This window comes from Streptomyces sp. NPDC037126, from assembly GCF_055605965.1.
Map to the genome: position 1 here is coordinate 565,144 of NZ_JBVJTD010000002.1, position 24,379 is coordinate 589,522.

General features: G+C 73.1%; 20 protein-coding genes and 1 pseudogene. 10 read left to right on the top strand and 11 right to left on the bottom strand.

The window, feature by feature from the left end; genetic code table 11:
- Nucleotides 1-107 precede the first annotated feature (107 nt).
- From ACZ7FF_RS07585 to ACZ7FF_RS07595, 3 genes are all read left to right on the top strand, one after another.
- Nucleotides 108-863: an enoyl-CoA hydratase/isomerase family protein gene (locus ACZ7FF_RS07585; RefSeq protein ID WP_470810290.1), complete on the top strand. Its 756-nt coding sequence runs from the start codon at nt 108-110 to the stop codon at nt 861-863.
- Between the two features lie 310 nt (nt 864-1,173).
- Nucleotides 1,174-1,548: a hypothetical protein gene (locus ACZ7FF_RS07590; protein WP_470810292.1), complete on the top strand. Its 375-nt coding sequence runs from the start codon at nt 1,174-1,176 to the stop codon at nt 1,546-1,548.
- Between the two features lie 197 nt (nt 1,549-1,745).
- Entirely contained in the window at nt 1,746-4,142 is a 2,397-nt protein-coding gene (locus tag ACZ7FF_RS07595) for a Tex family protein (RefSeq protein ID WP_470810294.1), read from the top strand.
- 39 nt (nt 4,143-4,181) lie between these two features.
- On the opposite strand, the gene ACZ7FF_RS07600 is transcribed toward ACZ7FF_RS07595, so the two are convergent.
- Nucleotides 4,182-5,822: an ABC-F family ATP-binding cassette domain-containing protein gene (locus ACZ7FF_RS07600; RefSeq protein ID WP_470810296.1), complete on the bottom strand. Its 1,641-nt coding sequence runs from the start codon at nt 5,820-5,822 to the stop codon at nt 4,182-4,184.
- 152 nt (nt 5,823-5,974) lie between these two features.
- Between ACZ7FF_RS07600 and ACZ7FF_RS07605 the strand changes: the two genes are divergently transcribed.
- On the top strand, nt 5,975-6,892 hold the full coding sequence (locus tag ACZ7FF_RS07605; protein ID WP_470810600.1) for an FAD-dependent oxidoreductase: 918 nt from the start codon (nt 5,975-5,977) through the stop codon (nt 6,890-6,892).
- Between the two features lie 4 nt (nt 6,893-6,896).
- On the opposite strand, the gene ACZ7FF_RS07610 is transcribed toward ACZ7FF_RS07605, so the two are convergent.
- The gene (locus tag ACZ7FF_RS07610; RefSeq protein ID WP_470810298.1) at nt 6,897-8,870 is read right to left on the bottom strand and encodes a Xaa-Pro dipeptidyl-peptidase; all 1,974 of its coding nucleotides are present in this window, start codon (nt 8,868-8,870) and stop codon (nt 6,897-6,899) included.
- Nucleotides 8,871-9,056: 186 nt separating this feature from the next.
- Here ACZ7FF_RS07610 and ACZ7FF_RS07615 point away from each other — a divergent pair, with 186 nt between their 5' ends.
- Nucleotides 9,057-10,538 (top strand): M1 family metallopeptidase, encoded by a 1,482-nt coding sequence (locus tag ACZ7FF_RS07615; protein WP_470810300.1) that lies wholly within the window; start codon nt 9,057-9,059, stop codon nt 10,536-10,538.
- Nucleotides 10,539-10,628: 90 nt separating this feature from the next.
- Here ACZ7FF_RS07615 and ACZ7FF_RS07620 read toward each other — a convergent pair whose 3' ends face one another.
- Both ACZ7FF_RS07620 and ACZ7FF_RS07625 read right to left on the bottom strand, forming a co-directional pair.
- On the bottom strand, nt 10,629-11,534 hold the full coding sequence (locus ACZ7FF_RS07620) for a PfkB family carbohydrate kinase (protein ID WP_470810302.1): 906 nt from the start codon (nt 11,532-11,534) through the stop codon (nt 10,629-10,631).
- Nucleotides 11,535-11,786: 252 nt separating this feature from the next.
- The gene (locus tag ACZ7FF_RS07625; RefSeq protein WP_470810304.1) at nt 11,787-13,256 is read right to left on the bottom strand and encodes an amino acid permease; all 1,470 of its coding nucleotides are present in this window, start codon (nt 13,254-13,256) and stop codon (nt 11,787-11,789) included.
- Nucleotides 13,257-13,490: 234 nt separating this feature from the next.
- On the opposite strand from ACZ7FF_RS07625, the gene ACZ7FF_RS07630 reads away from it, so the two are divergent.
- On the top strand, nt 13,491-14,198 hold the full coding sequence (locus ACZ7FF_RS07630) for a MerR family transcriptional regulator (protein WP_470810306.1): 708 nt from the start codon (nt 13,491-13,493) through the stop codon (nt 14,196-14,198).
- Here the strand turns inward: ACZ7FF_RS07630 and ACZ7FF_RS07635 are convergent.
- The 3 genes from ACZ7FF_RS07635 to ACZ7FF_RS07645 form a co-directional block, all read right to left on the bottom strand.
- Complete coding sequence (locus tag ACZ7FF_RS07635) at nt 14,184-16,367, bottom strand: 3-hydroxyacyl-CoA dehydrogenase NAD-binding domain-containing protein (RefSeq protein WP_470810307.1); 2,184 nt, start codon at nt 16,365-16,367, stop codon at nt 14,184-14,186. The two genes, ACZ7FF_RS07630 and ACZ7FF_RS07635, sit on opposite strands and share 15 nt — an antisense overlap.
- A gap of 41 nt (nt 16,368-16,408) precedes the next feature.
- Nucleotides 16,409-17,623 (bottom strand): acetyl-CoA C-acetyltransferase, encoded by a 1,215-nt coding sequence (locus tag ACZ7FF_RS07640; RefSeq protein WP_470810309.1) that lies wholly within the window; start codon nt 17,621-17,623, stop codon nt 16,409-16,411.
- 71 nt (nt 17,624-17,694) lie between these two features.
- A complete protein-coding gene (locus ACZ7FF_RS07645; protein ID WP_470810310.1) occupies nt 17,695-18,846 on the bottom strand; it encodes a CaiB/BaiF CoA transferase family protein in 1,152 nt (383 codons plus the stop codon).
- Nucleotides 18,847-19,162: 316 nt separating this feature from the next.
- On the opposite strand from ACZ7FF_RS07645, the gene ACZ7FF_RS07650 reads away from it, so the two are divergent.
- Nucleotides 19,163-20,341, top strand: coding sequence for a saccharopine dehydrogenase family protein (locus tag ACZ7FF_RS07650; RefSeq protein ID WP_470810312.1), 1,179 nt, complete (start codon nt 19,163-19,165; stop codon nt 20,339-20,341).
- A gap of 166 nt (nt 20,342-20,507) precedes the next feature.
- Nucleotides 20,508-20,696, top strand: a complete 189-nt coding sequence (locus ACZ7FF_RS07655) for a hypothetical protein (protein WP_470810313.1) — start codon at nt 20,508-20,510, stop codon at nt 20,694-20,696.
- On the opposite strand, the gene ACZ7FF_RS07660 is transcribed toward ACZ7FF_RS07655, so the two are convergent.
- A complete protein-coding gene (locus tag ACZ7FF_RS07660) occupies nt 20,645-21,406 on the bottom strand; it encodes an endonuclease V (protein ID WP_470810315.1) in 762 nt (253 codons plus the stop codon). The two genes, ACZ7FF_RS07655 and ACZ7FF_RS07660, sit on opposite strands and share 52 nt — an antisense overlap.
- Before the next feature lie 60 nt (nt 21,407-21,466).
- On the opposite strand from ACZ7FF_RS07660, the gene ACZ7FF_RS07665 reads away from it, so the two are divergent.
- Nucleotides 21,467-21,763, top strand: a complete 297-nt coding sequence (locus ACZ7FF_RS07665) for a YciI family protein (RefSeq protein ID WP_470810316.1) — start codon at nt 21,467-21,469, stop codon at nt 21,761-21,763.
- A gap of 10 nt (nt 21,764-21,773) precedes the next feature.
- Here the strand turns inward: ACZ7FF_RS07665 and ACZ7FF_RS07670 are convergent, their stop codons facing one another.
- Together ACZ7FF_RS07670 and ACZ7FF_RS07675 are read right to left on the bottom strand one after the other, a co-directional pair.
- Complete coding sequence (locus ACZ7FF_RS07670) at nt 21,774-22,112, bottom strand: plasmid stabilization protein (protein WP_470810318.1); 339 nt, start codon at nt 22,110-22,112, stop codon at nt 21,774-21,776.
- Nucleotides 22,113-22,183: 71 nt separating this feature from the next.
- Nucleotides 22,184-23,287: a WD40/YVTN/BNR-like repeat-containing protein gene (locus ACZ7FF_RS07675; protein WP_470810319.1), complete on the bottom strand. Its 1,104-nt coding sequence runs from the start codon at nt 23,285-23,287 to the stop codon at nt 22,184-22,186.
- Nucleotides 23,288-23,497: 210 nt separating this feature from the next.
- Here ACZ7FF_RS07675 and ssgD point away from each other — a divergent pair, with 210 nt between their 5' ends.
- Nucleotides 23,498-23,914 carry a spore wall synthesis regulator SsgD gene (ssgD, locus tag ACZ7FF_RS07680; RefSeq protein ID WP_470810320.1) on the top strand — a complete coding sequence of 139 codons (417 nt, stop codon included), beginning with the start codon at nt 23,498-23,500 and terminating at the stop codon, nt 23,912-23,914.
- 102 nt (nt 23,915-24,016) lie between these two features.
- On the opposite strand, the pseudogene ACZ7FF_RS07685 reads toward ssgD, so the two are convergent.
- Nucleotides 24,017-24,253, bottom strand: a pseudogene (locus ACZ7FF_RS07685) (isocitrate lyase/phosphoenolpyruvate mutase family protein); the annotation flags it as partial.
- Between the last annotated feature and the right edge of the window lie 126 nt (nt 24,254-24,379).

Below are 24,379 nucleotides of genomic sequence, written 5' to 3' on the forward strand. Positions count from 1 at the left end.
GCGCCCGCCGCGGCCGGTGGCGACGAGGCAGAGCCTGAAACAGGGGGTGCCGCGGGCCGCCGGAGGCGGCGGCGCGACCGCGACCGCCGGTCGATACGATCCGGCGCATGGAGCCCCAGCTGTCGCACCAGGTCACCGACTCGGTCGCCACCGTCGTGATCCGTCATCCGGCCAAGCGCAACGCCATGACGGCCGCGATGTGGCGGGCCCTGCCGCCGCTGCTGGACGGTTTCGCGCGCGATCCCGGGGTGCGGGCACTGGTGCTGACCGGCGAGGGCGGGACCTTCTGCGCGGGCGCGGACATCACCACGCTGCGGGGGTCGTCCGGGGAGGCGCAGGGGCTCGCGGTCGCGGCCGAGGAGGCGCTGGCCGCGTTCCCCAAGCCGACGCTCGCCGCCGTGCGCGGGCACTGCGTGGGCGGCGGCGCCCAGCTGGCGGCGGCCTGCGACCTGCGACTGGCCGAGGACGGCGCGCTGTTCGGGGTGACCCCGGCGCGGCTCGGCATCGTCTACCCCGCCTCCTCGACCCGCCGGCTGGTGTCGCTGGTGGGCCCGGCCACCGCCAAGTACCTGCTGTTCACCGCCGAGTTGATCGACGCCGGGCGCGCGCTGCGCACCGGCCTCGTGGACGAGGTGCTGCCCGAGGGCGAACTGGACAAGCGGGTCGCCGAGTTGACCCGGACCCTGGTGTCCCGCTCGCAGCTGACCCAGGCCGCCGCCAAAGAGTTCGCGGGCGGCCGCACCGACAGGGACGCCCACTGGGCGGAGCAGGCGCGTGGCAGCGGCGACACCGCCGAGGGCGTCGCCGCGTTCCTGGAACGCCGTCAGCCGCGCTTCACCTGGAACGTGGCCGCCTCCGGCTGACCGGCCCGGACACCGCCGGCTCCGGCCGTCGCCCGGGTGGCGTAGCGGCTGTTACTCACTTTCGGGTGAAGGCGCGGGGGTGCGGGCGCGGGGTCCGGCGGAACAAGCCGGAACTTCCTGGGTGAACCGGTCACATCGTGGCGTAAACGAGCATTAGACATATAGATGGTCGTTACACACGAGAGTTACAGGAATCTCTTAGATCCGTAATGTCCCTCGCGAGTCCGCCGCCGCGACCGGGTCGCGGGTTGCAAGGTGTGGTCGTGCGGCCGACCGGCCGCCACCCGCAACACTTGCGAAGGGGGACCTTGTGTCCGTTTTTGCTTCAGTCCGCAGGCTGACCGCCGCATCCGTCGTGGCGGCCGCCGCCGTGGCCGCGGCGGCGCTGCCGGCGGCCGCCGCCGATCAGCACCAGGGCCATCTGCACCCGGCCGTGGCCGTCCGCGGCGTGCACCACGACTTCCCTGGTCCCGGCGACCGCTCGTGGGGCCGTGACCACCGTCGTGACGGCGACGGATGGCGTGACGGCAACGAATGGCGCGACGGCGACGGATGGCGCTACCGCGGCCACCGTCACGAGGGCCGCGACTGGCGTGGCGGCGACCACCGGCGCGACTGGGGCGGCTGGCACCACGGCGGTGGCTGGCGCGGGGACCGCGACCACCGCGGTGGGCACTGGCACTGATCCGCTGACCCACGGGCAGTAGCCAGGGCGGCGGGGCCGGGCAGGAACCATTCTGCCCGGCCCCGCCCGCATGTCCGGATCACCACGGTGGTCGCGCCGCGGCCCGGCGCCCCGCCGAGCGCCGCCCTGATCCCCGGTTGTCGGTGTCACCTGCCACAATTGCCGCGCAACCTCAGTGGAGAAGGCGGTACGGGATCGTGACGACACCCGGGTCCATCGAAGTAGGGTCCATCGAAGGCAGGATCGCCGAGGAGCTCGGCGTACGGGAGCGGCAGGTGAAGGCCGCGGTGGAACTGCTCGACGGCGGTTCGACCGTGCCCTTCATCGCCCGCTACCGCAAGGAAGCGACCGAGATGCTCGACGACGCGCAGCTGCGCACGCTCGAGGAGCGGCTGCGCTACCTGCGGGAACTGGAGGAGCGGCGGACCGCGATCCTGGAGTCGGTGCGCGAGCAGGGCAAGCTCACCGAGGAGCTGGAGGCCCGGATCCGCGGCGCCGAGACCAAGGCGCGGCTCGAGGACGTCTACCTCCCCTACAAGCCCAAGCGGCGCACCAAGGCGCAGATCGCGCGCGAGGCGGGCCTGGAGCCGCTGGCCGAGGGTCTGCTCGGCGATCCCTCCGTCGAGCCGCTGGCGGCCGCCGCCGCGTTCGTGGACGCCGGCAAGGGCGTCGCCGATCCGCAGGCGGCGCTGGAGGGCGCGCGGGCGATCCTCACCGAGCGGTTCTCGGAGGATGCCGACCTGATCGGCGAGCTGCGCGAGCGCATGTGGGTGCGCGGGCGGCTGGCCGCCAAGGTGCGGGAGGGCAAGGAGGAGGCGGGCGCCAAGTTCGCCGACTACTTCGAGTTCGCCGAGCCCTTCACCGAGCTGCCCTCGCACCGTGTCCTGGCGATGCTGCGCGGGGAGAAGGAGGAGGTCCTGGACCTCGTCCTGGAGCCGGAGGAGCCCACGGACGGCCCGTCGTCCTACGAGGGCGCCATCGCGCACCGGTTCGGGATCGCCGACCGGGGCCGCCCCGCCGACAAGTGGCTGACGGACACCGTCCGCTGGGCCTGGCGCACCCGTGTCCTGGTGCACCTCGGCATCGACGTCAGGCTGCGCCTGCGGACGGCCGCCGAGGACGAGGCGGTGAACGTGTTCGCCGCGAACCTGCGCGACCTGCTGCTCGCGGCCCCGGCCGGCACCCGGGCGACGCTCGGCCTGGACCCCGGTTTCCGTACGGGCGTGAAGGTCGCCGTGGTCGACGCGACCGGCAAGGCCGTCGCCACGGACGTCATCTACCCGCACGTCCCCGCCAACAAGTGGGACGAGGCGATCGCCAAGCTGGCCGGGCTCGCCAAGGAGCACGCGGTCGAGCTGGTCGCGATCGGCAACGGCACGGCGTCCCGCGAGACCGACAAGCTGGCCACCGAACTGATCGCCAGGCACCCGGAGCTGAAGCTCACCAAGGTGATGGTGTCGGAGGCGGGCGCGTCGGTGTACTCGGCGTCGCAGTACGCCTCGCAGGAACTGCCGGGCATGGACGTCTCGCTGCGCGGCGCGGTCTCCATCGCCCGGCGGCTGCAGGACCCGCTGGCCGAGCTGGTGAAGATCGACCCCAAGTCGATCGGCGTCGGCCAGTACCAGCACGACCTGTCCGAGGTGAAGCTCTCCCGGTCGCTGGACGCGGTCGTCGAGGACTGTGTGAACGGCGTCGGGGTGGACGTCAACACCGCGTCCGTGCCGCTGCTTTCGCGGGTGTCCGGCATCTCCTCCGGTCTCGCCGAGAACATCGTGGCGCACCGGGACGTGAACGGGCCGTTCACCTCCCGCTCGGAGCTGAAGAAGGTCGCGCGGCTCGGCCCCAAGGCGTACGAGCAGTGCGCGGGCTTCCTGCGCATCCGGGGCGGCGACCCGCTGGACGCCTCCAGCGTGCACCCGGAGTCGTACCCGGTGGTGCGCCGCATGGTGAAGACCACGGGTCAGGAGGTGGCGTCCCTCATCGGCAACACGGGCGTGCTGCGCTCCCTGCGGCCCGCCGACTTCGTGGACGACACCTTCGGTCTGCCGACCGTCTCCGACATCCTCAAGGAGCTGGAGAAGCCCGGCCGCGACCCGCGTCCCGCGTTCAAGACGGCCACCTTCAAGGAGGGCGTGGAGAAGATCTCCGACCTCGCCGCCGGGATGGTCCTGGAGGGCGTGGTGACCAACGTGGCGGCCTTCGGCGCGTTCGTGGACGTCGGCGTCCACCAGGACGGCCTGGTGCACGTGTCGGCGATGTCGAGGACGTTCGTCAAGGACCCGCGGGACGTGGTCAAGCCGGGCGACATCGTCAAGGTGAAGGTCCTCGACGTGGACATCCCGCGCAAGCGGATCGGGCTGACCCTGCGTCTGGACGACGAGGCCGCACCGCAGGGGCAGGGCGGCGGCGGACGTCAGCAGCGGGGCGGTGCCCGGCCGCCGCAGCAGCGGCAGGGCGGCGGTGAGCGCCAGGGCGGCGGCAGGCGCGAGGCCCGGGGCGGTGACCGCGGCGGCCGGCAGGCCCCGCCGCCGGCCAACAGCGCCATGGCCGACGCACTGCGCCGGGCGGGCCTGCTCGACCCGAAGAAGCGCTGACCCCCAGGGGCCGGAGCCACACGGCTCCGGCCCCGTTCCTCAGCGCTCGGTCACCTTGCCGGACGCCACTTCCAGACGGCGGGTGACGTGGACCGCGTCGAGCATGCGGCGGTCGTGGGTGACCAGGATCAGGGTGCCCTCGTAGGAGTCGAGGGCGGACTCCAGTTGCTCGATGGCGGGCAGGTCGAGGTGGTTGGTGGGCTCGTCGAGGACCAGGAGGTTCACGCCACGGCCCTGCAGGAGGGCCAGCGCGGCCCGGGTGCGCTCGCCCGGTGAGAGGGTCGCGGCCGGGCGGAGCACATGGTCCGACTTCAGGCCGAACTTGGCGAGCAGGGTGCGGACCTCGGCCGGCTCGGTGTCGGGCACGGCCGCGCAGAACGCGTCGAGCAGGGACTCGGGGCCGTGGAACAGCCCCCGCGCCTGATCCACCTCGCCGACCAGGACTCCCGAGCCGAGGGCGGCGTGCCCGGAGTCGAGCGGGACACGGCCGAGGAGCGCGCCGAGCAGGGTCGACTTGCCGGCGCCGTTGGCCCCGGTCACCGCCACCCGGTCAGCCCAGTCCAGCTGCAGGGAAACCGGCCCGAAGGTGAAGTCGCCGCGCCGGATCTCGGCGTCCCGCAGGGTCGCCACGACCGCGCCCGAGCGCGGGGCGGCGGCGATCTCCATGCGCAGTTCCCACTCCTTGCGCGGTTCCTCGACCACTTCGAGGCGTTCGATCATGCGCTGGGTCTGCCGGGCCTTGGATGCCTGTTTCTCACTGGCCTCGCTGCGGAACTTGCGGCCGATCTTGTCGTTGTCGCCGCCGGCCTTGCGGCGGGCGTTCTTCACGCCCTTGTCCATCCAGGACCGCTGCATCTGCGCGCGGTCCTGGAGTGCGGACTTCTTGTCGGCGTACTCCTCGTAGTCGTCGCGGGCGTGCCGGCGGGCCACGTCCCGCTCCTCCAGGTAGGCCTCGTAGCCGCCGCCGTAGAGGTTGATCTGCCGCTGGGCCAGGTCGAGTTCGAGGACCTTGGTGACCGTGCGGGTGAGGAACTCCCGGTCGTGGCTGACGACGACCGTGCCCGCGCGCAGGCCGGTGACGAACCGTTCCAGGCGCTCCAGGCCGTCCAGGTCGAGGTCGTTGGTGGGCTCGTCGAGCAGGAAGACGTCGTAGCGGGACAGCAGCAGGGAGGCGAGTCCGGCGCGGGCCGCCTGGCCGCCGGACAGGGCCGTCATCGGCTGGTCCAGGCCGACGGCGAGACCCAGCGAGTCCGCGACCTCCTCCGCGCGCTCGTCCAGGTCGGCCCCGCCGAGGCCGAGCCAGCGCTCCAGGGCGGCCGCGTAGGCGTCGTCGGCGCCGGGCGCGCCGTCGACCAGGGCCTGGGTGGTCTCGTCCATGACCCGCTGCGCCTCGGCCACGCCGGTGCGGCGGGCCAGGAACTCCCGCACGGTCTCCCCCGGCCGGCGTTCCGGCTCCTGCGGCAGATGGCCGACGGTCGCGGCCGGCGGGGACAGCCGCAGTTCGCCCTGCTCGGGCGGGGTGAGCCCGGCGAGCAGCCGCAGCAGGGTGGACTTGCCCGCGCCGTTGGCGCCGACCAGCCCGATCACGTCTCCGGGCGCCACGACGAGGTCGAGCCCGGAGAAGAGGGAGCGGTCGCCGTGCCCGGCGGCGAGGTTCTTCGCGACGAGAGTGGCAGTCATCAGGAGCCCGATCCTAGTGCGCCGCGCACCCGCACCTCAGCCCGGCTCTCCCCCGGGTCACCGGGCCGCCGGGACGCCTCCCGGGGGACGGCGACGAGGGCCGGCCGTACAGGGCCTATCGTCCTGGCGTGAACAGCGAGCCGAGTGACGAAGTGATCGTGGTCGGGGGCGGGATCGTCGGGCTGACGACCGCCGTGGTGCTGGCCGAGGCGGGGCGGCGGGTGCGGGTGTGGGCGCGGGAACCCGCCGAGCGCACCACCTCGGCGGTCGCGGGCGGCCTGTGGTGGCCGTACCGCATCGAGCCGGAGGCACTGGTCGGCGCCTGGGCACTGGAGTCCCTCGCGGTGTACCAGGAGCTGGCCGAGCGGCCGCGGGAGACGGGCGTACGCCTGGTCGACGGTGTGCACCTCGGGACCCGGCTGGACGAGCTGGGCGACTGGGCCGGCCGGGTGCCGGGGCTGCGGGCCGTGGCGGACGGGCTGGCGGCGCGGTTGCCGGTGATCGACATGCCGGCGCACCTCGCGTGGCTGCGGGAGCGGCTCGCCGGGGCGGGCGGCGAGGTGGAGGTGCGGGAGGTGACCGACCTGGCGGCCGTGCCCGCCGCCGTGGTCGTCAACTGCACGGGTCTCGGGGCCCGTTCGCTGGTGCCGGATCCGGCGGTGCGTCCGGTGCGGGGGCAGCTGGTCGTGGTGGAGAATCCCGGGATCACCACCTGGCTCACCTCCGTCGACCATGTGTCGGCCGCCTCGACGTACTTCGTCCCGCAGCCGTACGGACTGCTCCTCGGCGGTACCGCGGAGGAGGACGACTGGTCACTGGAGCCGGATCCGGCGACCGCGGCGGCGATCGTCGCCCGGTGCGCGGCCGCGCGCCCGGAGATCGCCGGGGCCCGGGTGCTCGCCCACCGGGTGGGGCTGCGGCCGTCCCGGGACGCGGTACGGCTGGAGCGGCGGTCCCTGCCCGACGGGCGGGTGCTGGTCCACCACTACGGGCACGGCGGGGCCGGGGTGACGGTGGCCTGGGGGTGTGCCCGGGAGGCGGCCGGGCTGGTGCTGCGCCCGGCCGCCTGAACGGTCAGCCCGCCGGGATGTGCCGGACCGCGCGCGGTGCGCGCAGGCCGCTCGGGAACACCGGCGCGGGGGCCGCGGCCGTGCCGCCGGACGTGGCGCGGGTGAAGGCCGCCGCGCCGCCGACCAGCGGGAGCCGGGCCGTCGTACCGGACAGGTCGACCGTGACGGTCGGCCTGGTGGACGGCGGGTTGATGAGGTCCTTGTCCGTGCCCGCGACGATCAGGGCGAGGCGGTGCCCCTTGGGGACGACGTGGTCGGTGGCCGCCAGGGTGAGGGTCATCCGGTAGGCCTTGCCCGGGGTGAGCGGGACGCCCTCGGCGAGCGAGGCGTAGTGGCCGAGGTCGGCCCAGCCGCGGCTGAACACCGTGTAGCCGACCTTCGCCGTCTTCGCCGCGGTCTCCAGGTAGCAGGCGCTGTCCCCGGCCGTGCTCTCCCCCCAGCAGGTGCGGTTCTTCAGCGTGGTGATGCCCTCGGCGGCGTCCGCGTAGTCGCGGACGGTGTCCGGGCCGAGGTCCACCAGGACCGCGGACAGGTGCGCCGAGGCGGTGGTCGGGGTGGCGGTGACGGTCACCGTCGAGGTACCGGACAGGCGCAGGTCGTGGCTGAGCGGCGCCGTGAGGAAGCCGTCCTTGCCCGGGGTGGACGCGGTCAGCGCGGCGGCCCAGTCGGTCTCGCTCAGCTTCGGGTCGTCGGTGAACGTCTCGGTGCCGGCGGCCGGGCGCAGGCCGAGCGTGCCGACGCCGGGCGCGTTGCCGGGGGCCGGGTGCAGGGTGGTGGCGGCGGTGCCGCGCGGAGGCCAGGACGCCGAGGTGACCCACTGGTCGGGGTGGCGTTCGATGTCGGCCGTCGGCGCGCGGTCGATGCCGTTGTCGTAGCCGAGGAGTTCGTGGTCGAACCAGCGGTGCAGGGTGTCGACCCAGGCGCCGCGCCGGTAGTCGAAGGGGTCGACGTGGCCGGTCTGGGAGAGCCACAGCTTCCGCTTCACGCCGTGCTTGGCGAGGGCGTCCCACCACTGGCCGAAGTGCTTGGTGCGGACGTTGAGGTCCTGCATGCCCTGCGCCACGAACACGCTGGCACGCACCTTGGCCGCGTCCTTGACGTAGTCCCGCTCGGTCCACAGCGGGGTCCAGTCGCCGCTCACCGGGCTGCCGTCGGTGAGCCTCTTCTGCTCGGCCGCGCAGTGGGCCGCCGCGCCGTCGCTCTCGACGTACCCGGCGAGGTCGGCGGGTCCGCCGTCGTAGAGCGGGGCGCCCTGGGCGAAGTAGTAGTCGTACCAGGAGGAGATGGCGCTGATCGGCACGATGGTCCTCAGGCCCTTGACGCCCGTGGCGGCGACGCCGTTGGCGATGGTGCCGTCCCAGCTCTTGCCGATCATGCCGGTACGGCCGTTGGTCCAGCCGGCCTTCACCGTCGTGGTGCCGGTCCGGGTGCTGTACGCCCTGGCACGGCCGTTCAGCCAGTCGATGACGGCCTTCGCGGACTGGACGTCGGAGCGGCCGCCGACGTCGACGCAGCCGTCGGAGCGGTTGGTGCCGGCGAGGTCGACGCCGACGAAGGCGTAGCCGCGGGGCACGAAGTAGTTGTCGTAGAACAGCGGCATCCGGACGACGTGGCCGCTCGCGTCGTACGTCTTGACCTGGCTCTCGTTGCCGCGCCCGCAGCATGAGTAGTACGGGCTGGCGTCCATGATGACCGGCACCTTGCGGCCCTGGCGGGCCGGTTCGGCGGGACGGACGATGTCGGCGGCGACGCGGTCGGTCCGCCCGTCGCCGTCCTCGTCGAGGCCGGTGTCCACCCACACGGACTCGCGGATGGCGTGGGCGTAGGAGTAGACGGGGGTGCTCTCACGGGGCGCGGCCTGGGCCGCGGCCGGGATGAGGAACGCGGCCATCAGGGTGGCGGCGGCCGCTGTCGCGAGCGCTCTGAAGATCGTGAAGCGCGTACGCAGGGCTCTGCGCAGGGGCGTGCTAATCGGCATGCGCGGACGGTACTCCGGTCAACTCCCGTACAGAAGAGTGCTTTACGGCACCCGGGTGGCTCATGTCGGCCGAATGGCGATCGTGTGACAGCAGAGGTCATGGACAGGCCAGGGAGCACAGGGACTGAATAGGGTCCGTACAGAGATCTCCGAACGGACCCGCAGTCCCGACGACTTGGAGCTTACGTGCACCGCAGAATCATCGCGCCGGGCGCACTGGCGGCGGCCTCCCTCCTGCTGGCGATCCCGGCATCGGCCGCGGGCTACTCGCCCGGCGCGCCGGGCATCGGCGACCCCTACTACCCGTACTACGGCAACGGCGGCTACGACGTCTCGCACTACGACCTGAGGCTGCGTTACCAGCCGGCGACGGACGAACTGCAGGGCACGGCGACGATCCTGGCGCGGACCACACAGGACCTGTCCAGCTTCGACCTGGACTTCCTGCTGGACGTGAGCGAGGTGCGGGTCAACGGCGCCAAGGCCGCGTTCGCGCACTCCCGGCAGCACGAGCTGGTGATCACGCCGAAGACGCCGCTGGCGAAGGGCACGCCGGTCACGGTCGTGGTCCGCTACAGCGGGGTGCCGTCGACGAAGAGCGCGTACGGGTTCGACACCTGGCACCGCACGCCCGACGGCGCGGTGGCCGCCGACGAGCCCGAGGCCGCCTGGTGGTGGTTCCCCAGCAACGACCACCCGAGCGACAAGGCCACCTACGACGTGTCGGTGGCGGTGCCCGACGGCACCCAGGCCATCTCCAACGGCACGCTCCAGGCGACCTCCTCGCAGCTGGGCTGGACCCGCTACAGCTGGCGGCAGAACAAGCCGCAGGCGACCTACCTGGCCACGCTCGCCATCGGGAAGTTCGACATCACCACCGGTACCTCCGAGGGTGGTGTGCCGGTCGTCAACGCCTACAGCAAGGACCTCGGCGACAACGACGGGGCCGCGCGGGCGAGCGTGGAGCGCACCGGGGAGATCGTCGACTGGCTGAGCGGCTATTTCGGGCCGTATCCGTTCGCCAGCGCCGGCGGCTATGTCCCGAACACCACCACCGGGTACGCGCTGGAGACGCAGACCCGGGTCTACTACAGCCCGAAGCAGTTCGCGAAGGGCGCCAACGCCTCCGTCGTGGTGCACGAGCTGGCGCACCAGTGGTACGGCGACGACGTGTCGGTCAAGCACTGGAAGGACATCTGGCTCAACGAGGGCTTCGCGACGTACGCGCAGTGGCTGTGGTCCGAGCACGAGGGCGACGGCACCGCGCAGCAGCTCGCCGACTACGTGTACTCCTCCCACCCGGCCGACGATGCCTTCTGGAAGGTGAAGCCCGGCGACCCGGGCGCGGACAACCAGTTCGACGACGCCGTCTACGACCGGGGCGCGGCCGCCATCCAGGCGCTGCGCGACGAGGTCGGCGACCCCGCGTTCTTCCGCATCCTCAAGGGGTGGCCGAAGGCGCACGCGTACGGCAACGCCTCGGTGGCCGACTTCGAGAGGTACGCCGAGCACGTGTCCGGGAAGTCCCTCGCGGGTCTCTTCGACACCTGGCTGTTCCAGCCGTCGAAGCCGCCCGCGTCCGCGGCACGCTCCTTCGCGAAGGCGGGTGCGGCGGTCGCCCGGCCGAAGTCGTGGAAGAAGATCGAGGCCGCGCGGGACGGACGCTGAGGTCCCAGGGCGAGCGGGACGGGTGTTGAGGTCGCGGGCCGTGTACGGCGCGTGCCGGGGTCCGGGCCGCGTGGCGTGCGCGCCGGGACCTCAGCGGGACGGCTCGGCCGCCCTCGCCAGGAGGTCGTCGCGGCCTATCGCGCCCGCGCGGGTGGCCGGGACGGTGCAGGCGTACGCGCCGGCGATCGCCCCGAAGCGGGCGCACCGCTCGGGCGGCTCGCCGGTGAGACGGCCGTAGAGGAACGCGGCGGCGAAGGCGTCGCCCGCGCCGTTGGAGTCGACGACCGGCGCGGGCGGGGCCACCGCCGGTACCCGGGTCAGCTCGCCGCCGGCCAGCAGATGGGCGCCCTCCGCGCCCGCTGTGGCGACCACGACCTCCGCGCGGCCCCGCTCGGCGATGTCCCGCATGGTGCGCTCGGGGTCGGCCAGTGCCGCGGCGGACAGGAAGACGACGTCGGCCGCGAGCGCGAACGGCTCGTGGTACGGGTTCTCGCCGTCCCAGTCGTGGAGGTCCGTGGACAGGGGCAGGCCCGTCCCGGTCAGCACCGGCAGGGCCGCGGCGCAGGGCTGGGTGATCGTCACGTGCACGTGCCTGCTCGCCCCGGCCAGGGTGCGCAGCATCTCCGGTGGAAAGCGGTCGCCGGGGCGGGCGCGGCTGGTGTCGTAGAGGGACAGGCGACGGCCGTCCGGGCCGACGAGGTTGACCGCCCGCTTGGTGCCCGCGGGCCCCGGGAGCGCGGTCAGCGCGATGCCGTGCTCGCGGTGCAGGGCGCGGACGAGGTCGCCCTCGGGGTCGTCGCCGAGCAGGTCGAGGTGGTGGGTGCGCAGGCCGAGCGCGGCGAGACCGAGGGCGACGAAGTCGCCGGTCTGCCCGGCTCGGGTGCGGATCCCGGTGTCGATCATGTAGCTGTCGGCGTACGGCAGCGGCAGCTCGGGCACCTGGATGACGGTGTCCACGCCCGCCCCGCCCAGCACCAGCACATCGGCCACTCGCATCAGGCACCCTCCCCGTGTCGTACACGGTCACCGGTGGCTCCGCCGGGGGCGCCGTCTCCGTCGCCGTGGGCCCTCGGGTGATCGGTACGTGCGGATCGTACAGGGCCGGCCGCGCGGTTCCCCGGCGCACCTTCACGGGCGCACCTCCCCGGCCGCCCGCAATGAACACAACGGTGGCGTCATGCCGGAGATACGTGATCTCCGGCATGACGCCACCGTGGGCGGGGCCGCTGGGGGTGGCCCCCCGGGGTGCTACTTCGACAGCTGGGAGAGTTCCCGCTCCGCGTTCTGGGAGACGCGGCGGCGCACGCCGAACCAGCCGGCGACCAGCATGACGGCGATCACCGGGATCAGCAGGATGGTCTTCCGGCCGACCTCGGGGTCGTTCCACATCATGCCGAGGCAGACCAGCAGGAACGCGATCGTGGTGATCTCGGTGACCGGGGAGAACTTCAGCTGGAAGTTCGGCCGGGTCGTGAGGCCGGCGCGGGCGCGGCGGACGAAGATCATGTGGCAGAGCATGATGATCACCCAGGTGCTGATGATGCCGAGCGAGGCGACGTTCAGCACGATCTCGAAGGCCTGGCTGGGGACCAGGTAGTTGAGGCCGACGCCGAGCACGCAGACCGCACAGGTCAGCAGGATGCCGCCGTAGGGCACCTGGCTGCGGTTCATGCGGGCGGTGAACTTCGGGGCGGAGCCCGCCATGGCCATGGAGCGCAGGATGCGGCCGGTCGAGTACAGACCGGAGTTCAGCGAGGACATGGCGGCGGTCAGCACGACGAGGTTCATGACGTCGCCGGCCGCCGGGACGCCGATCTTCGACAGCACCGTGACGAACGGGCTCTCGTCGGCGGAGTACACCGAGCCGGGCAGCAGCAGGGCGAGGAGCACGACCGAGCCGACGTAGAACAGGCCCACGCGCCACATGATCGAGTTCACCGCGCGCGGGACGACCTTCTCGGGCTCGGCGGTCTCGCCGGCGGCGACACCGACCAGTTCGAGGGCCGCGTAGGCGAAGATCACGCCCTGCATGACCAGGACGACCGGCATCGCACCGTGCGGGAGGAGCCCGCCGTGCTCGCTGATGACGCTCAGACCGGGGGTGTGGCCGCCGACCTTGTGGTGGGTGGCGAGCAGGAAGATGCTGATCAGCATGAAGCCGACGATGGTCGCGACCTTGATGATCGCGAACCAGAACTCCATCTCACCGAAGATCTTCACCGAGATGAGGTTCACGGCGAGCACCACGGCGAGGGCGATCAGCGCGAGCACCCACTGGGGAATGCTGGTGAACATCGACCAGTAGTGCGTGTACAGCGCGATCGCGGTGATGTCGGCGATGCCGGTGGTCGACCAGTTCAGGAAGTACATCCAGCCGGCGACGTAGGCGCCCTTCTCGCCGAGGAACTCGCGGGCGTAGCTCACGAAGGACCCGGAGGACGGGCGGTACAGGACCAGCTCGCCGAGGGCCCGGACGACGAAGAAGGCGAAGACGCCGCAGACCAGATAGGCCAGGGCGAGCGCGGGGCCCGCGTTGTGCAGACGGCCGCCGGCGCCCAGGAGGAGTCCGGTGCCGATGGCGCCGCCGATGGCGATCATGTTGACGTGGCGGGCCTTGAGGTCCTTGCTGTAACCGGCGTCGCCCGCGTCCGCGGGTCTTCCGGCCACCTGGTGGGGGGTGGTGGCCCGCGCCGATTCCACGGTGTCCTTACTGCTCAAGGGTGGTTCCACTTCCTGGTGCGCCCGGCCTCGTGGGCCCGGGGGTCGTGCAGGTCCTGGCCCGCACCACCCTGGTGTGTCGCGGCACAGACCAAGACAGCACCTTCCCAGGAGGATCACCGGATACGCGGTGGTCCACGTCACACAGCGTTACTTCTCACACGATTCACGCACGGTGTGCACGACGTTCACCAGGTCTTTCACAGTAATGGTGAGACAGCGATACTGTTGAACATGACGACCGACACCGGGGAGCCGACGCTCACCATCGACGAACTCGCCGCGCGGGCGGGCGTCACGGTCCGTACGATCCGCTTCTACGGCAGCAAGGGCCTGCTCCCGCCGCCGGTGATCGGTCCGCGCCGGGTGGGTCACTACGGCCCCGGGCACGTGGCGCGGCTGGCCCTCATCGAGGAGCTGCAGCGGCAGGGGATGACCCTGGCGGCGATCGAGCGCTACCTCGGGCAGCTGCCGGCGGACCTCAGCCCGCACGACCTCGCCATCCACCGCGCGGTGGTCGCGTCCTGGGCGCCCGACGCGGTGGAGGCGGTGTCGCGACGGGAGCTCGAACGACGGGCCGGCCGGCCGCTCGGTCCCGGGGACATGGAGCGGCTGGCGGCGATGAACGTCGTCACGCCCGGTGACGGGGACACGTTCCGTGTCGACTCCGGGCTGCTCCGGCTCGGTGTGCAGCTCCTCGACGTACCGCTGTCGCAGGACGCGATCCTCGCGGCGCGCGAGGTGCTCCTGGAGCACTCGCGCGCCGCGGCCCACGAACTCGCTCAGGTCTTCCGCGGCGAGGTCGCCGAGCGGGACGCCCGGGACGTGAAGTCCCTGTCGGCGCACATGCACCCGCTGGTGGTGCAGGCGCTGCTCACGACGTTCCAGCGGTCGCTGCGAGAAGAGCTGAGCGAGTGGCTCACCGGGTCAGGAACGGACTGAGTCGCCGAACCGCTCCCCCTTCTCCGCCTTCTCCACGAGCAGCGCGGGCGGGGTGAACCGCTCGCCGTACGCCTCGGCCAGTTCCCGCGCGCGGGCCACGAAACCGGGCAGGCCGCCCTCGTAGCCGTTGATGTACTGGAGCACGCCGCCGGTCCAGCCGGGGAAGCCGATGCCGAGGATGGAGCCGATGTTGGCGTCGGCCACCGAGGTCAGGACGCCCTCTTCGAGGAGCCGCACGGTGTCGAGCGCCTCGGAGAAGAGCATCCGCTCCTGCATGTCCCGGAACGGGATCTCGTGGCCGGCCCGGGTGAAGTGCTCGCGCAGCCCCGGCCACAGCCCGGCCCGCCCGCCGTCCTCGGCGTAGTCGTAGAACCCGGCGCCTCCGCTGCGGCCCGGCCGGCCGAACTCGTCGACCATGCGGTCGATGACGGCCTCCGCCGGGTGCGCGGTCCAGGTGCCGCCCGCCTCCTCCACGGCGCGCCGGGACTCGTTGCGGATCTTGCGCGGCAGGGTGAGGGTCAGCTCGTCCATGAGGGAGAGCACCTTGGCCGGGTAGCCGGCCTGTGCGGCGGCCTGCTCCACGGAGGCGGGCTCGATGCCCTCGCCGACCATGGCGACGCCCTCGTTGATGAAGTGGCCGATCACGCGGGAGGTGAAGAAGCCGCGCGAGTCGTTGACGACGATCGGCGTCTTGTTGATCTGCCGGACCAGGTCGAAGGCGCGGGCGAGGGCCTCGTCGCCGGTCCGCTCGCCCTTGATGATCTCGACCAGCGGCATCTTGTCGACCGGCGAGAAGAAGTGCAGCCCGATGAAGTCGCCCTGGCGCTCCACGCCCTCGGCGAGGGTGGTGATGGGCAGGGTGGAGGTGTTGGAGCACAGCAGTGCGTCGGGGGCGACGACGGACTCGATCTCCTGGAAGACCTTGTGCTTGAGGGCCGGGTCCTCGAAGACGGCCTCGATCACGGCGTCGCAGCCGGCGAGGTCGGCGGCCTCGGCGGTGGGGGTGATGCGGGCGAGCAGCGCGTCCGCCTTCTCCTGGCTGGTACGACCCTTGGCGACGGCCTTGGCGCACAGCTTCTCGGAGTAGCCCTTGCCCTTGGCCGCGGCCTCCGGGGTGACGTCCTTCAGGACGACGTCGATGCCCGCGCGGGCGCACGAGTAGGCGATGCCGGCGCCCATCATGCCGGCGCCGAGCACGGCGACCTTGCGGACCTGGCGCGGCTCGATGCCCTTGGGGCGGTTGGCGCCGGAGTTGACGGCCTGCAGGTCGAAGAAGAACGCCTGGATCATGTTCTTCGACGTCTGCCCGGCGGCCAGCTCCACGAAGTAGCGGGCCTCGATGACCTGGGCGGTCTCGAAGTCCACCTGGGAGCCCTCGACAGCCGCGGCGAGGATGTTGCGCGGGGCGGGGTAGGGGGCGCCGCCCGTCTGCTTGCGCAGGCTGGCCGGGAAGGCGGGCAGGTTGGCGGCGAACTTCGGGTTGGCCGGGGTGCCGCCCGGGATCCGGTAGCCGGGCAGGTCCCAGGGCTGCTGGGACTCGGGGTTGGCGTCGATGAACGCGCGGGCCTTGGCGAGCAGTTCCTCCGGCGTGGCGGCGACCTCGTGGACCAGGCCGTTCTCCCGGGCGCGGACCGCGTTGTACTGCGTGCCCTGGAGGAGCACCTTCAGCAGCGCGTCGGCGATGCCGAGCAGCCGTACGGTGCGGACGACTCCGCCGCCGCCGGGGAGCAGGCCGAGGGTGACCTCGGGGCAGCCGATCTTCGTGCCGGAGGTGTCGAGGGCGACCCGGTGGTGGCAGGCGAGGGCCAGTTCGAAACCGCCGCCCAGGGCCGCGCCGTTGATCGCCGCGACGACCGGCTTGCCGAGGGTCTCGATGCGGCGCAGGTTCCGCTTGATGGCGAGACCGCCGTCGAACAGGTCCTGCGCGGTCTCGGGCGTGACCCGGATCAGGTCGCGCAGGTCGCCGCCCGCGAAGAAGGTCTTCTTCGCCGAGGTGAAGATGACGCCGCGGACGGAGTCCTTCTCGGCCTCCAGCCGGTCGGTGATCGCGGCGAGCGAGTCGCGGAACGCCTGGTTCATGGTGTTCGCGGACTGGTTCGGGTCGTCCAGGACGAGGGTGACGACACCGGTGTCGTCCTGCTCCCAGCGGATGGTGGTGCTCTCGGTCATGACAGTGGTCTCCGTTGAGGTCTCGTGGTTCCGCGGGGAGTTCAGACGCGCTCGACGACGGTGGCGATGCCCATGCCGCCGCCCACGCACAGCGTGGCGAGGCCGTAGCGCTTGTCCTGGCGCTCCAGTTCGTCCACGAGGGTGCCGAGGATCATCGCGCCGGTCGCGCCGAGCGGGTGGCCCAGCGCGATGGCGCCGCCGTTGACGTTGACCTTGTCCAGCGACAGGCCCATGTCCTTCACGAAGCGCAGCACCACCGCGGCGAACGCCTCGTTGATCTCGACCAGGTCGATGTCGTCGATGGTCAGGCCGGCCCTGGCGAGGGCCTTGCGGGTGGCGGGGGCGGGACCGGTGAGCATGATGGTGGGCTCGGAGCCGGAGACGGCGGCGGAGACGATCCGCGCGCGCGGGGTGAGGCCGTGGCGCTCGCCGACCTCCTTGGAGCCGATGGCGACGAGCGAGGCGCCGTCGACGATGCCCGAGGAGTTGCCCGCGTGGTGGACGTGGTCGATCTTCTCCACCCAGTGGTACTTCTGCAGGGCGACGGCGTCGAAGCCGCCGAGCTCGCCGATGTCCGCGAACGACGGCTTCAACTTGCCGAGGGAGTCGGCCGTGGTGCCGGGGCGCGGGTGCTCGTCGTGGTCGAGGACGACCAGGCCGCTGCGGTCCCTGACGGGGACGACCGAGCGGTCGAAGCGGCCCTCCTTCCACGCGGTGGCGGCACGCTCCTGGGACAGGGCCGCGTACTCGTCGACGTCGCGGCGGGTGAAGCCCTCGATGGTGGCGATGAGGTCGGCGCCGATGCCCTGCGGCACGAAGTTGACGGCGAGGTTCGTCATCGGGTCGTTGAACCAGGCACCGCCGTCGGAGGCCATCGGGACGCGGGACATCGACTCGACGCCGCCCGCGAGGACCAGGTCCTCCCAGCCGGAGCGGACCTTCATCGCGGCCATGTTGACCGCTTCCAGGCCGGAGGCACAGAAGCGGTTCTCCTGGACGCCCGCGACCGTGTCCGGCAGCCCGGCGGCGATCGCGGCGATCCGGGCGATGTCGGAGCCCTGGTCGCCGACGGGTCCGACGACGCCGAGGACGATGTCGTCGACCGCGGCCGGGTCGAGGCCGGGGAAGCGGTCGCGGATCTCGTGGATGAGGCCGACGACCAGGTCGATGGGCTTGGTGCCGTGCAGGGCGCCGTTCGCCTTGCCGCGGCCGCGCGGGGTGCGGATCGCGTCGTACACGTACGCTTCGGTGCTCACTGATGTGCCTTTCGGGAGGGTGGGCCGAGCGGGGTCGGCCGCCGAGGGCGGGTGGTCGTCGGGTGGGTGGGTCAGTCGCCGTCGGGGACGGGTTCGCCGTACACGAGTGCGGGTGTCCCCCAGTCCCGCGCCACCGTCTCCGTGTCCGCGCCGGGCCGGGCCGGACCGGTGCGGATGGTGGTGGGGGTGGCGGAGAAGCGGGGGGCGGGGGCGGGCTGGGTGATGCCGCCGTGGTCGGTGAACGTGCCGCGGGCGGCCAGATGCGGGTGGTGCGGGGCCTCGCGCAGGGACAGCACGGGGGCCACGCAGGCGTCCGTGCCCTCGAACACGGCCGTCCACTCCTCGCGGGTGCGGGAGCCGAAGCGGGCGGCGATCCGCTCGCGCAGCTCGCCCCAGCGGGTCCAGTCCCCGCGGGCCGGTACGAGGTCGTCCAGGTCCAGCAGGCGCAGGAACTCCTCGTAGAACCGGCCTTCCAGGGCGCCGACCGCCATGTACCCGCCGTCGGCGGTCTCGTAGGTGCCGTAGTAGGGGCAGCCGCCGTCGAGGAGGTTGGCGGCGCGCCGGTCCTGCCAGCCGCCGGCGGAGAGCATGCCGTGGATCATCGCGGACAGATGGGCCGTGCCGTCGACGATGGCGGCGTCGACGACCTGTCCGGTGCCGGTCGCGCGGGCGTGGTGCAGGGCGGCGAGGACACCGACGACCAGGTACAGCGAGCCGCCGGCGTAGTCGCCGAGGAGGTTGGCGGGGACGGCCGGGGGCTCGTCCGGGCGGCCGATCATGCCGAGGGTCCCGGTGAGCGCGATGTAGGCCACGTCGTGGCCCGCGCGCTGGGCGAGGGGGCCGTCCTGGCCCCAGCCGGTCATGCGGCCGTAGACCAGGCGGGGGTTGCGGGCGTGGCAGTCGGCGGGGCCGACGCCGAGGCGCTCGGCGACGCCCGGGCGGTAGCCCTCGATGAGGATGTCGGCGCGTTCGGCGAGGTCGAGGACGCGCGCGGGGCCGTCCGGGGCCTTGAGGTCGACCATGATCGAGCGCTTGTTGCGGTTGGTGACGTCGTGGGCGGGGTCGATGCCGAGGCCGGGGCCGCCGGGGCGGTCCACCCGGACCACGTCGGCCCCGAGGTCGGCCAGGAGCATGGCGGCGAACGGGCCCGGTCCGATGCCGGCCAGCTCCACCACGCGCACGCCGGAGAGCGGGCCCTGCCCTGCTGGTGCCGCCGTGCTCATGCAGTCCCCCAAGCGTGTGACACAACTGATGTAACACCAGTGATGCTAAGAACGCGTTCCACCGGACACAAGACCTGAACGAGCAAGCGCTTAGCCAAGTGCCCGGCCGGTCGGCGATCACCCGGAAGAGTGAGGGGCCGGTGCGCGTGGAGTGCGGCTGTGGGGCGCCCGGGAGGCGTGCCGGTGCTTTCTCCCGCTTTTTCGGTGCGTTCCTGGCTGCGGCCACACCTGCCTCCGGGCTGGTCGTCGTGCTGCGCACCCCTCACGCTAGCCTCAGCCACCGACAGCGGCGCGGGCTGCAGGACCAAGGGGTGCCATGAGCAGGCTGAACAGGACCGATCGTCCCTACGACGTGGTGCTCTTCGGGGCCACGGGCTTCGTCGGCACGCTCACCGCGGAGTACCTCGCCGCGCATGCGCCGGACGGCCTGCGCTGGGCCCTCGCGGGCCGTGACGAGGCGCGGCTGGAGCGGCTGCGCGAGCGGCTGCCCGGCGCCGCGGGCATCGGCGTCCTGCGGGCCGACGTGGGCGAGCCGGCCGGCCTGCGCGCCCTCGCCGAGCACGCGCGCGTGGTCGCCACGACCGTCGGGCCGTACGTGCTGCGCGGCGAGGAACTGGTCGCCGCCTGCGCGGACACCGGGACCGACTACGTGGACCTGACCGGTGAGCCGGAGTTCGTGGACCTGATGTACGTCCGGCACGACGCACGCGCGCGGGAGACCGGCGCGCGCCTCGTGCACGCCTGCGGATTCGACTCCGTGCCGCACGACCTGGGCGCGTACTTCACCGTCCGGCAGCTGCCGGAGGGCGTGCCGCTGCGGGTGGACGGCTATGTGACGGCGGACGCGGCCTTCTCCGGCGGCACCCTGGCCTCGGCGCTGAACCAGGCCTCCCGCCCAGGGCGGATGCTGGCCGCCGCGCGCGAGCGGGCCCGGCACGAGCCGCGGCTGCTGGGGCGCCGGGTGGCGTCGCCGGCCGGCCCGCCGAGGTTCGCCCGGGAGGTCGGCGCGTGGGCGCTGCCGCTGCCGACCATAGACCCGCAGATCGTGCGCCGTTCGGCGAAGGCGCTGGAGCGCTACGGCCCCGACTTCCGTTACCGGCACTTCGCCGCGGTCCGGCGTCTGCCGGTCGCCCTCGGCGGGGTCGCCGCCGTCGGCGCGGTGGCGGCGGCCGCCCAACTGCCGCCCGCCCGGCGCTGGTTGTCGGACCGGCTCCGGCCGGGCGACGGTCCGGACGCGGAGCGGCGGGCGAAGAGCTGGTTCACGGTGCGCTTCGTGGGCGAGGGCGGCGGACGGCGCGTCTTCACGGAGGTCGCGGGCGGCGACCCCGGCTACGGCGAGACGGCCAGGATGTTCGCCGAGTCGGCCCTGTGCCTGGCCTTCGACGACCTCCCGCCGACGGCCGGACAGGTGACCACGGTCCAGGCGATGGGCGACGCGCTCACCGAGCGGCTGCGCGCGGCCGGGATCACCTTCCGGGTGGCGGCGGAACGGTAGCGGACGACCGCCCCGACCCGGTGCCTTGCCCCGGGGTTGAGACTTCACCACGGACGTGCGCCGCACCACCAGCGACTGCCGCACCAAAGCCTCAAAGGGCGTCTCAATGAGACGATTGAGGCCGATCGAGGCCAGGGCGGGGAACGGACCGAGGAGGCGGACAGGCGTGAAGTTCGTGCTGGAAGTGGCCGTGGACGAGGACGCGTCGCCGCAGGACCGCGCCGGCGAGCTGGGGCGGATCCTGCGGTACTGGGGCGGCAACCTCCACCACTACGCCCTCGCACCGGGCGACGGCTCGGCCGTCTACGACTCGGCGTACCGGGAGGTCGGCGCCTGGCGCGTCGACGCGTCCTGAGCGTCCGTGGAGGCGGTCCCCCGCGCCGTCGCCTCCCTCAGGGCCCGGCGGCACAGGGCGTCGGCCGCGCGGGTGGTCTGGGGCAGCCGGAACTCGGGGGTGAGAGCCAGCGTGTGGGCCAGGGCGCCGTCCAGGCCGACCCGGTGGCCCACGGAGACGAAGACCGGCTTGACCCCGTCCCGGGTGCGCAGGGCGCGGCCGACCTCCTCGGTGCCGGCGAGCAGCGGGGCCGAACTGCCGCGCGCGGGCCCGGGGTCGTCGTACGTGAAGGTGAACGGGTTCTTGGCGACGCCGATGGTGGGCAGGCCGGTGAGCACGCCCAGGTGGCTCGCGAGGCCGAAGCGGCGCGGGTGGGCCAGGCCGTAGCCGTCGCAGACGACCAGGCCGGGCGGGCACGGCAGGGCCTCCAGGGCGCCCAGGACGGTGGGGATCTCGCGGAAGGCGAGGAGCCCGGGGACGTAGGGGAAGGACACCCGCCCGACGGCGGTCGCCTCGGCCACGACGTCGAGGGTGGCGGCGTCCAGCACGACGGCCGCCGCGGCGACCAGGTCCAGCTCGTCGTCGTAGGCGACGTCGACCCCGGTGACCCGGCCCGTCCCGGGCGGCGGCCCGGGCTCGTCGAGCACCACCCGCGCGCGCAGCTCGTCCTGGACGGCGCGGGCCTCTTCCTCGGTCGCGGGCCAGCCCGCGGGTGCGCCTACGGTCGTCATGATGGCCCCGACTGTACGGGCCCGCGCCGGGCCGCCGCCCCCGGGGGTAGGCTCGCGATCATGTTCGTACTGGAGCTGACCTACACCGCGCCCCTCGACTCCGTGGACGCCCTGCTGCCCGACCATGTGGCGTGGCTGGAGGAGCAGTACGAGAAGGGCTTCTTCCTCGCCTCGGGGCGCAAGAACCCCCGCGACGGCGGGGTGATCCTGGCCGTCGCGGGGGACCGCGCCCGCATCGACGAGATAGTCGCGGGCGACCCGTTCGCCGTCGCCGGTGTGTGCACCTACCGCGTCACGGAGTTCGTCGCCACGAAGACGGCACCGGAGCTGGCGGGGCACCGGCAGACGCTCGGCTGAGCGTCGGGGCTCATCCCTTCCTGTCGTTCAGCGCGCGCTGCAGCTGGCCCTTGTTCATGTGGGAACGGCCCTCGATGCCGCGCTGCTTGGCCTCGTTGTAGAGCTGGTCGCGGGTCGGGCCCTGGGAGCCGGACCCGCTGCCCGACCGCCGGCCGCCCCGCTCGCCGGACGACATGTCCTGCGTCGAGCTGCGGCTGGCGGTCTCGGACTCGCCGGAGCGGGCCCGCTCCTTGTTCACCGTCCGCGCGGCGATCTCCTCGGCGCGCCCGGTGCTCTCGCCCCGGTCCTGCGCGCTCTTCTTGATGTGCTCGTACTGACGCTCGCGCTTGGGGCTGGAACCGGCTGGCATGATCGCTCCCTTCCTCCGTGCCGGGATGCCTTTGCGGCAGGGAACGAGTACCCGGGCCGCGGGCGGTTACGTCACCGTTCCAGCCGGGCCACCCTGCCCTGTTCGCCGGCCGCCCAGCAGCCGAGGTCGGCGGTGCAGTCGACGGTGTCGTACGAACCGGTGTCGATCGTCCGCCAGGTGCGGCCGCCGTCGGTGGTCAGGTCGGTGCCGGTGGGGCCGACGGCGAGCGCGGCGGTGCGGCTGTGCGGGAGCCAGGCGGCGCCGGAGCGGTAGGCGGGCGGCGGTGTGGTGGCGGGCCGCCAGCTGCGGCCGCCGTCGGCGGTGACCGCGGCGGCCTCCGGAGAGGGCTGGTCGGGGCGGTAGTCGCCGCCGACGGCGATGCCGTGGGTGCGGTCGCGGAAGGCGAGCGCGAAGACACCGCGGGCCGGGTCGCCGGCCGGGACCGGGGTGTCGGCCGCCGTCCACGTCACTCCGCGGTCGGCGGAGTGCAGCACGCGCGCGCGGGCGCCGCCGCCGGTGGCCAGCCAGACGTCCCTGGCGCCGGACGTGACCAGGCACTGGCCGCTCGCCGCGAAGCCGGCCTCGCCGTCCAGGGCGGGCGGCATGCCCGCCGAGGGCAGCACCCGCCAGGAGCGGCCGCCGTCTGCCGTGGACAGGATGCGGAACCGTCCGTCCACCGGGTCGCTCACCGCGAGGCCGTGGCGGCGGTCGAAGAAGGCCAGGCAGTCGTAGAACGCCTTCGGGTCGGTGTTGCGGAAGGACTCGGTCCAGCTCGCCCCGCCGTCCTCGGTGCGGTAGACGCGGGACGTGTCGCCCTCGCCGATGGCCAGCACCACCGCGTGCCGGGCGTCGAAGGCCTCCACGTCCCGGAACTGCAGATCGGCGGCTCCGGGCGGAGAGACGTTCCGCCACGACGCTCCGCCGTCCCTGGTGACGAGGACCGTGCCCCCGGTGCCGGCCAGCCAGGCGGTGTGCCGGTCGACGGCCGCGAGACCCCGGAAGCGGACCTGCGGGGTGCCCGGGTCCTTCGCCGCCCAGTGCACTCCCCCCTGCCCGAGCGGCCGGGCCTCGGCCGCCGGGACCGTCAGCGCGGCCAGCGCCGCCCCGCACGCCACCCCCGCCGCAACCAGCCTGCCCGTCCGTCCCCTGCGTCGCGTGCTCCCCAAGCGCCTCATGGCGGGCGAAGCTAGTGCACTCCCCGGGCGCCGTCCAGAGGACCTGCGACGGCCTCTTTGCGCGGGAGAACGAGCGCGCCCGCGGCGTGCATGAAGGCGGTGACCGAGGTCACTCGTTCCGGGTGTGCACGCCTCGGCCGTTTCCGTCGTCTCTTCCGTTGCCGGGTGTCACACCAGGACGTAGTCCAGCCGTCACGAGGGAGCAAGGCGTTGTCCACCGTCATCGAGCAGCCTGTAGAGGCCCGCCTCGTCGCAGCCGCACCACGCATGCCGAACATTCCGGCCACGCTGCGCTACGACCGCCGCGATCCGTTCGCCGTCCGCATGACCTTCCCGGCCCCGGCCACCCTCGAAGGGGTCGAGGTGTGCTGGACCTTCTCCCGCGAGCTGCTCTCCGCCGGTCTGCAGGGACCCGAGGGCCGCGGTGACGTCCGGGTGCGGCCGTACGGCTACGACCGCACCGTGCTGGAGTTCCACGCTCCCGAGGGCACCGCGATCGTGCATGTCCGCTCGGGTGAGATACGCCGGTTCCTGGAGGCGGCCAACGAGCTGGTGCCCGTCGGCCTCGAACACCTCCAGCTCGACCTCGACCACGACCTGGCCGAGCTGATGCGGGACGCCTGCTGATCGTGGCGGGCCCCACCCCGCGCGCGTGAGCGGCGCCTTCGGCTCTCCATAGCCGTACCCGCCGGCCAGGGCCCCGCGGGTCCCGGCGCCGAGCAGCTCCCGCGCGGCGCGGCGGACCGGGGCGTGGGCGGCCCGGGCGGCGCCCGCACCGATTTGGGCCACGCCGAGCGCGGCCGGCTCCCCGACGGACGGCGCGCCGGGGCACACCGTCGCGTCGACCGGGCCGTCGACGCCCGCGGCCGGCTTGCCGAGCGTCTCCGGGTCGACGGCCCCGGCGACGAGGACGCCGTCCGCCCCGGCGACACGGAGGACCGCCGCCCCCTCCAGGGGCCGGTTCACTCCCCCGGCGCGGGTGCCGAGGCCTCATGGAGTCGACCCGGCCGGGGCGGCCCGGATGCCGGCAGGGGTCCGGCGGAGGCGCGGATTTAATCGCGTTGACAGCCACCCGGCCGCCTCATACGTTGT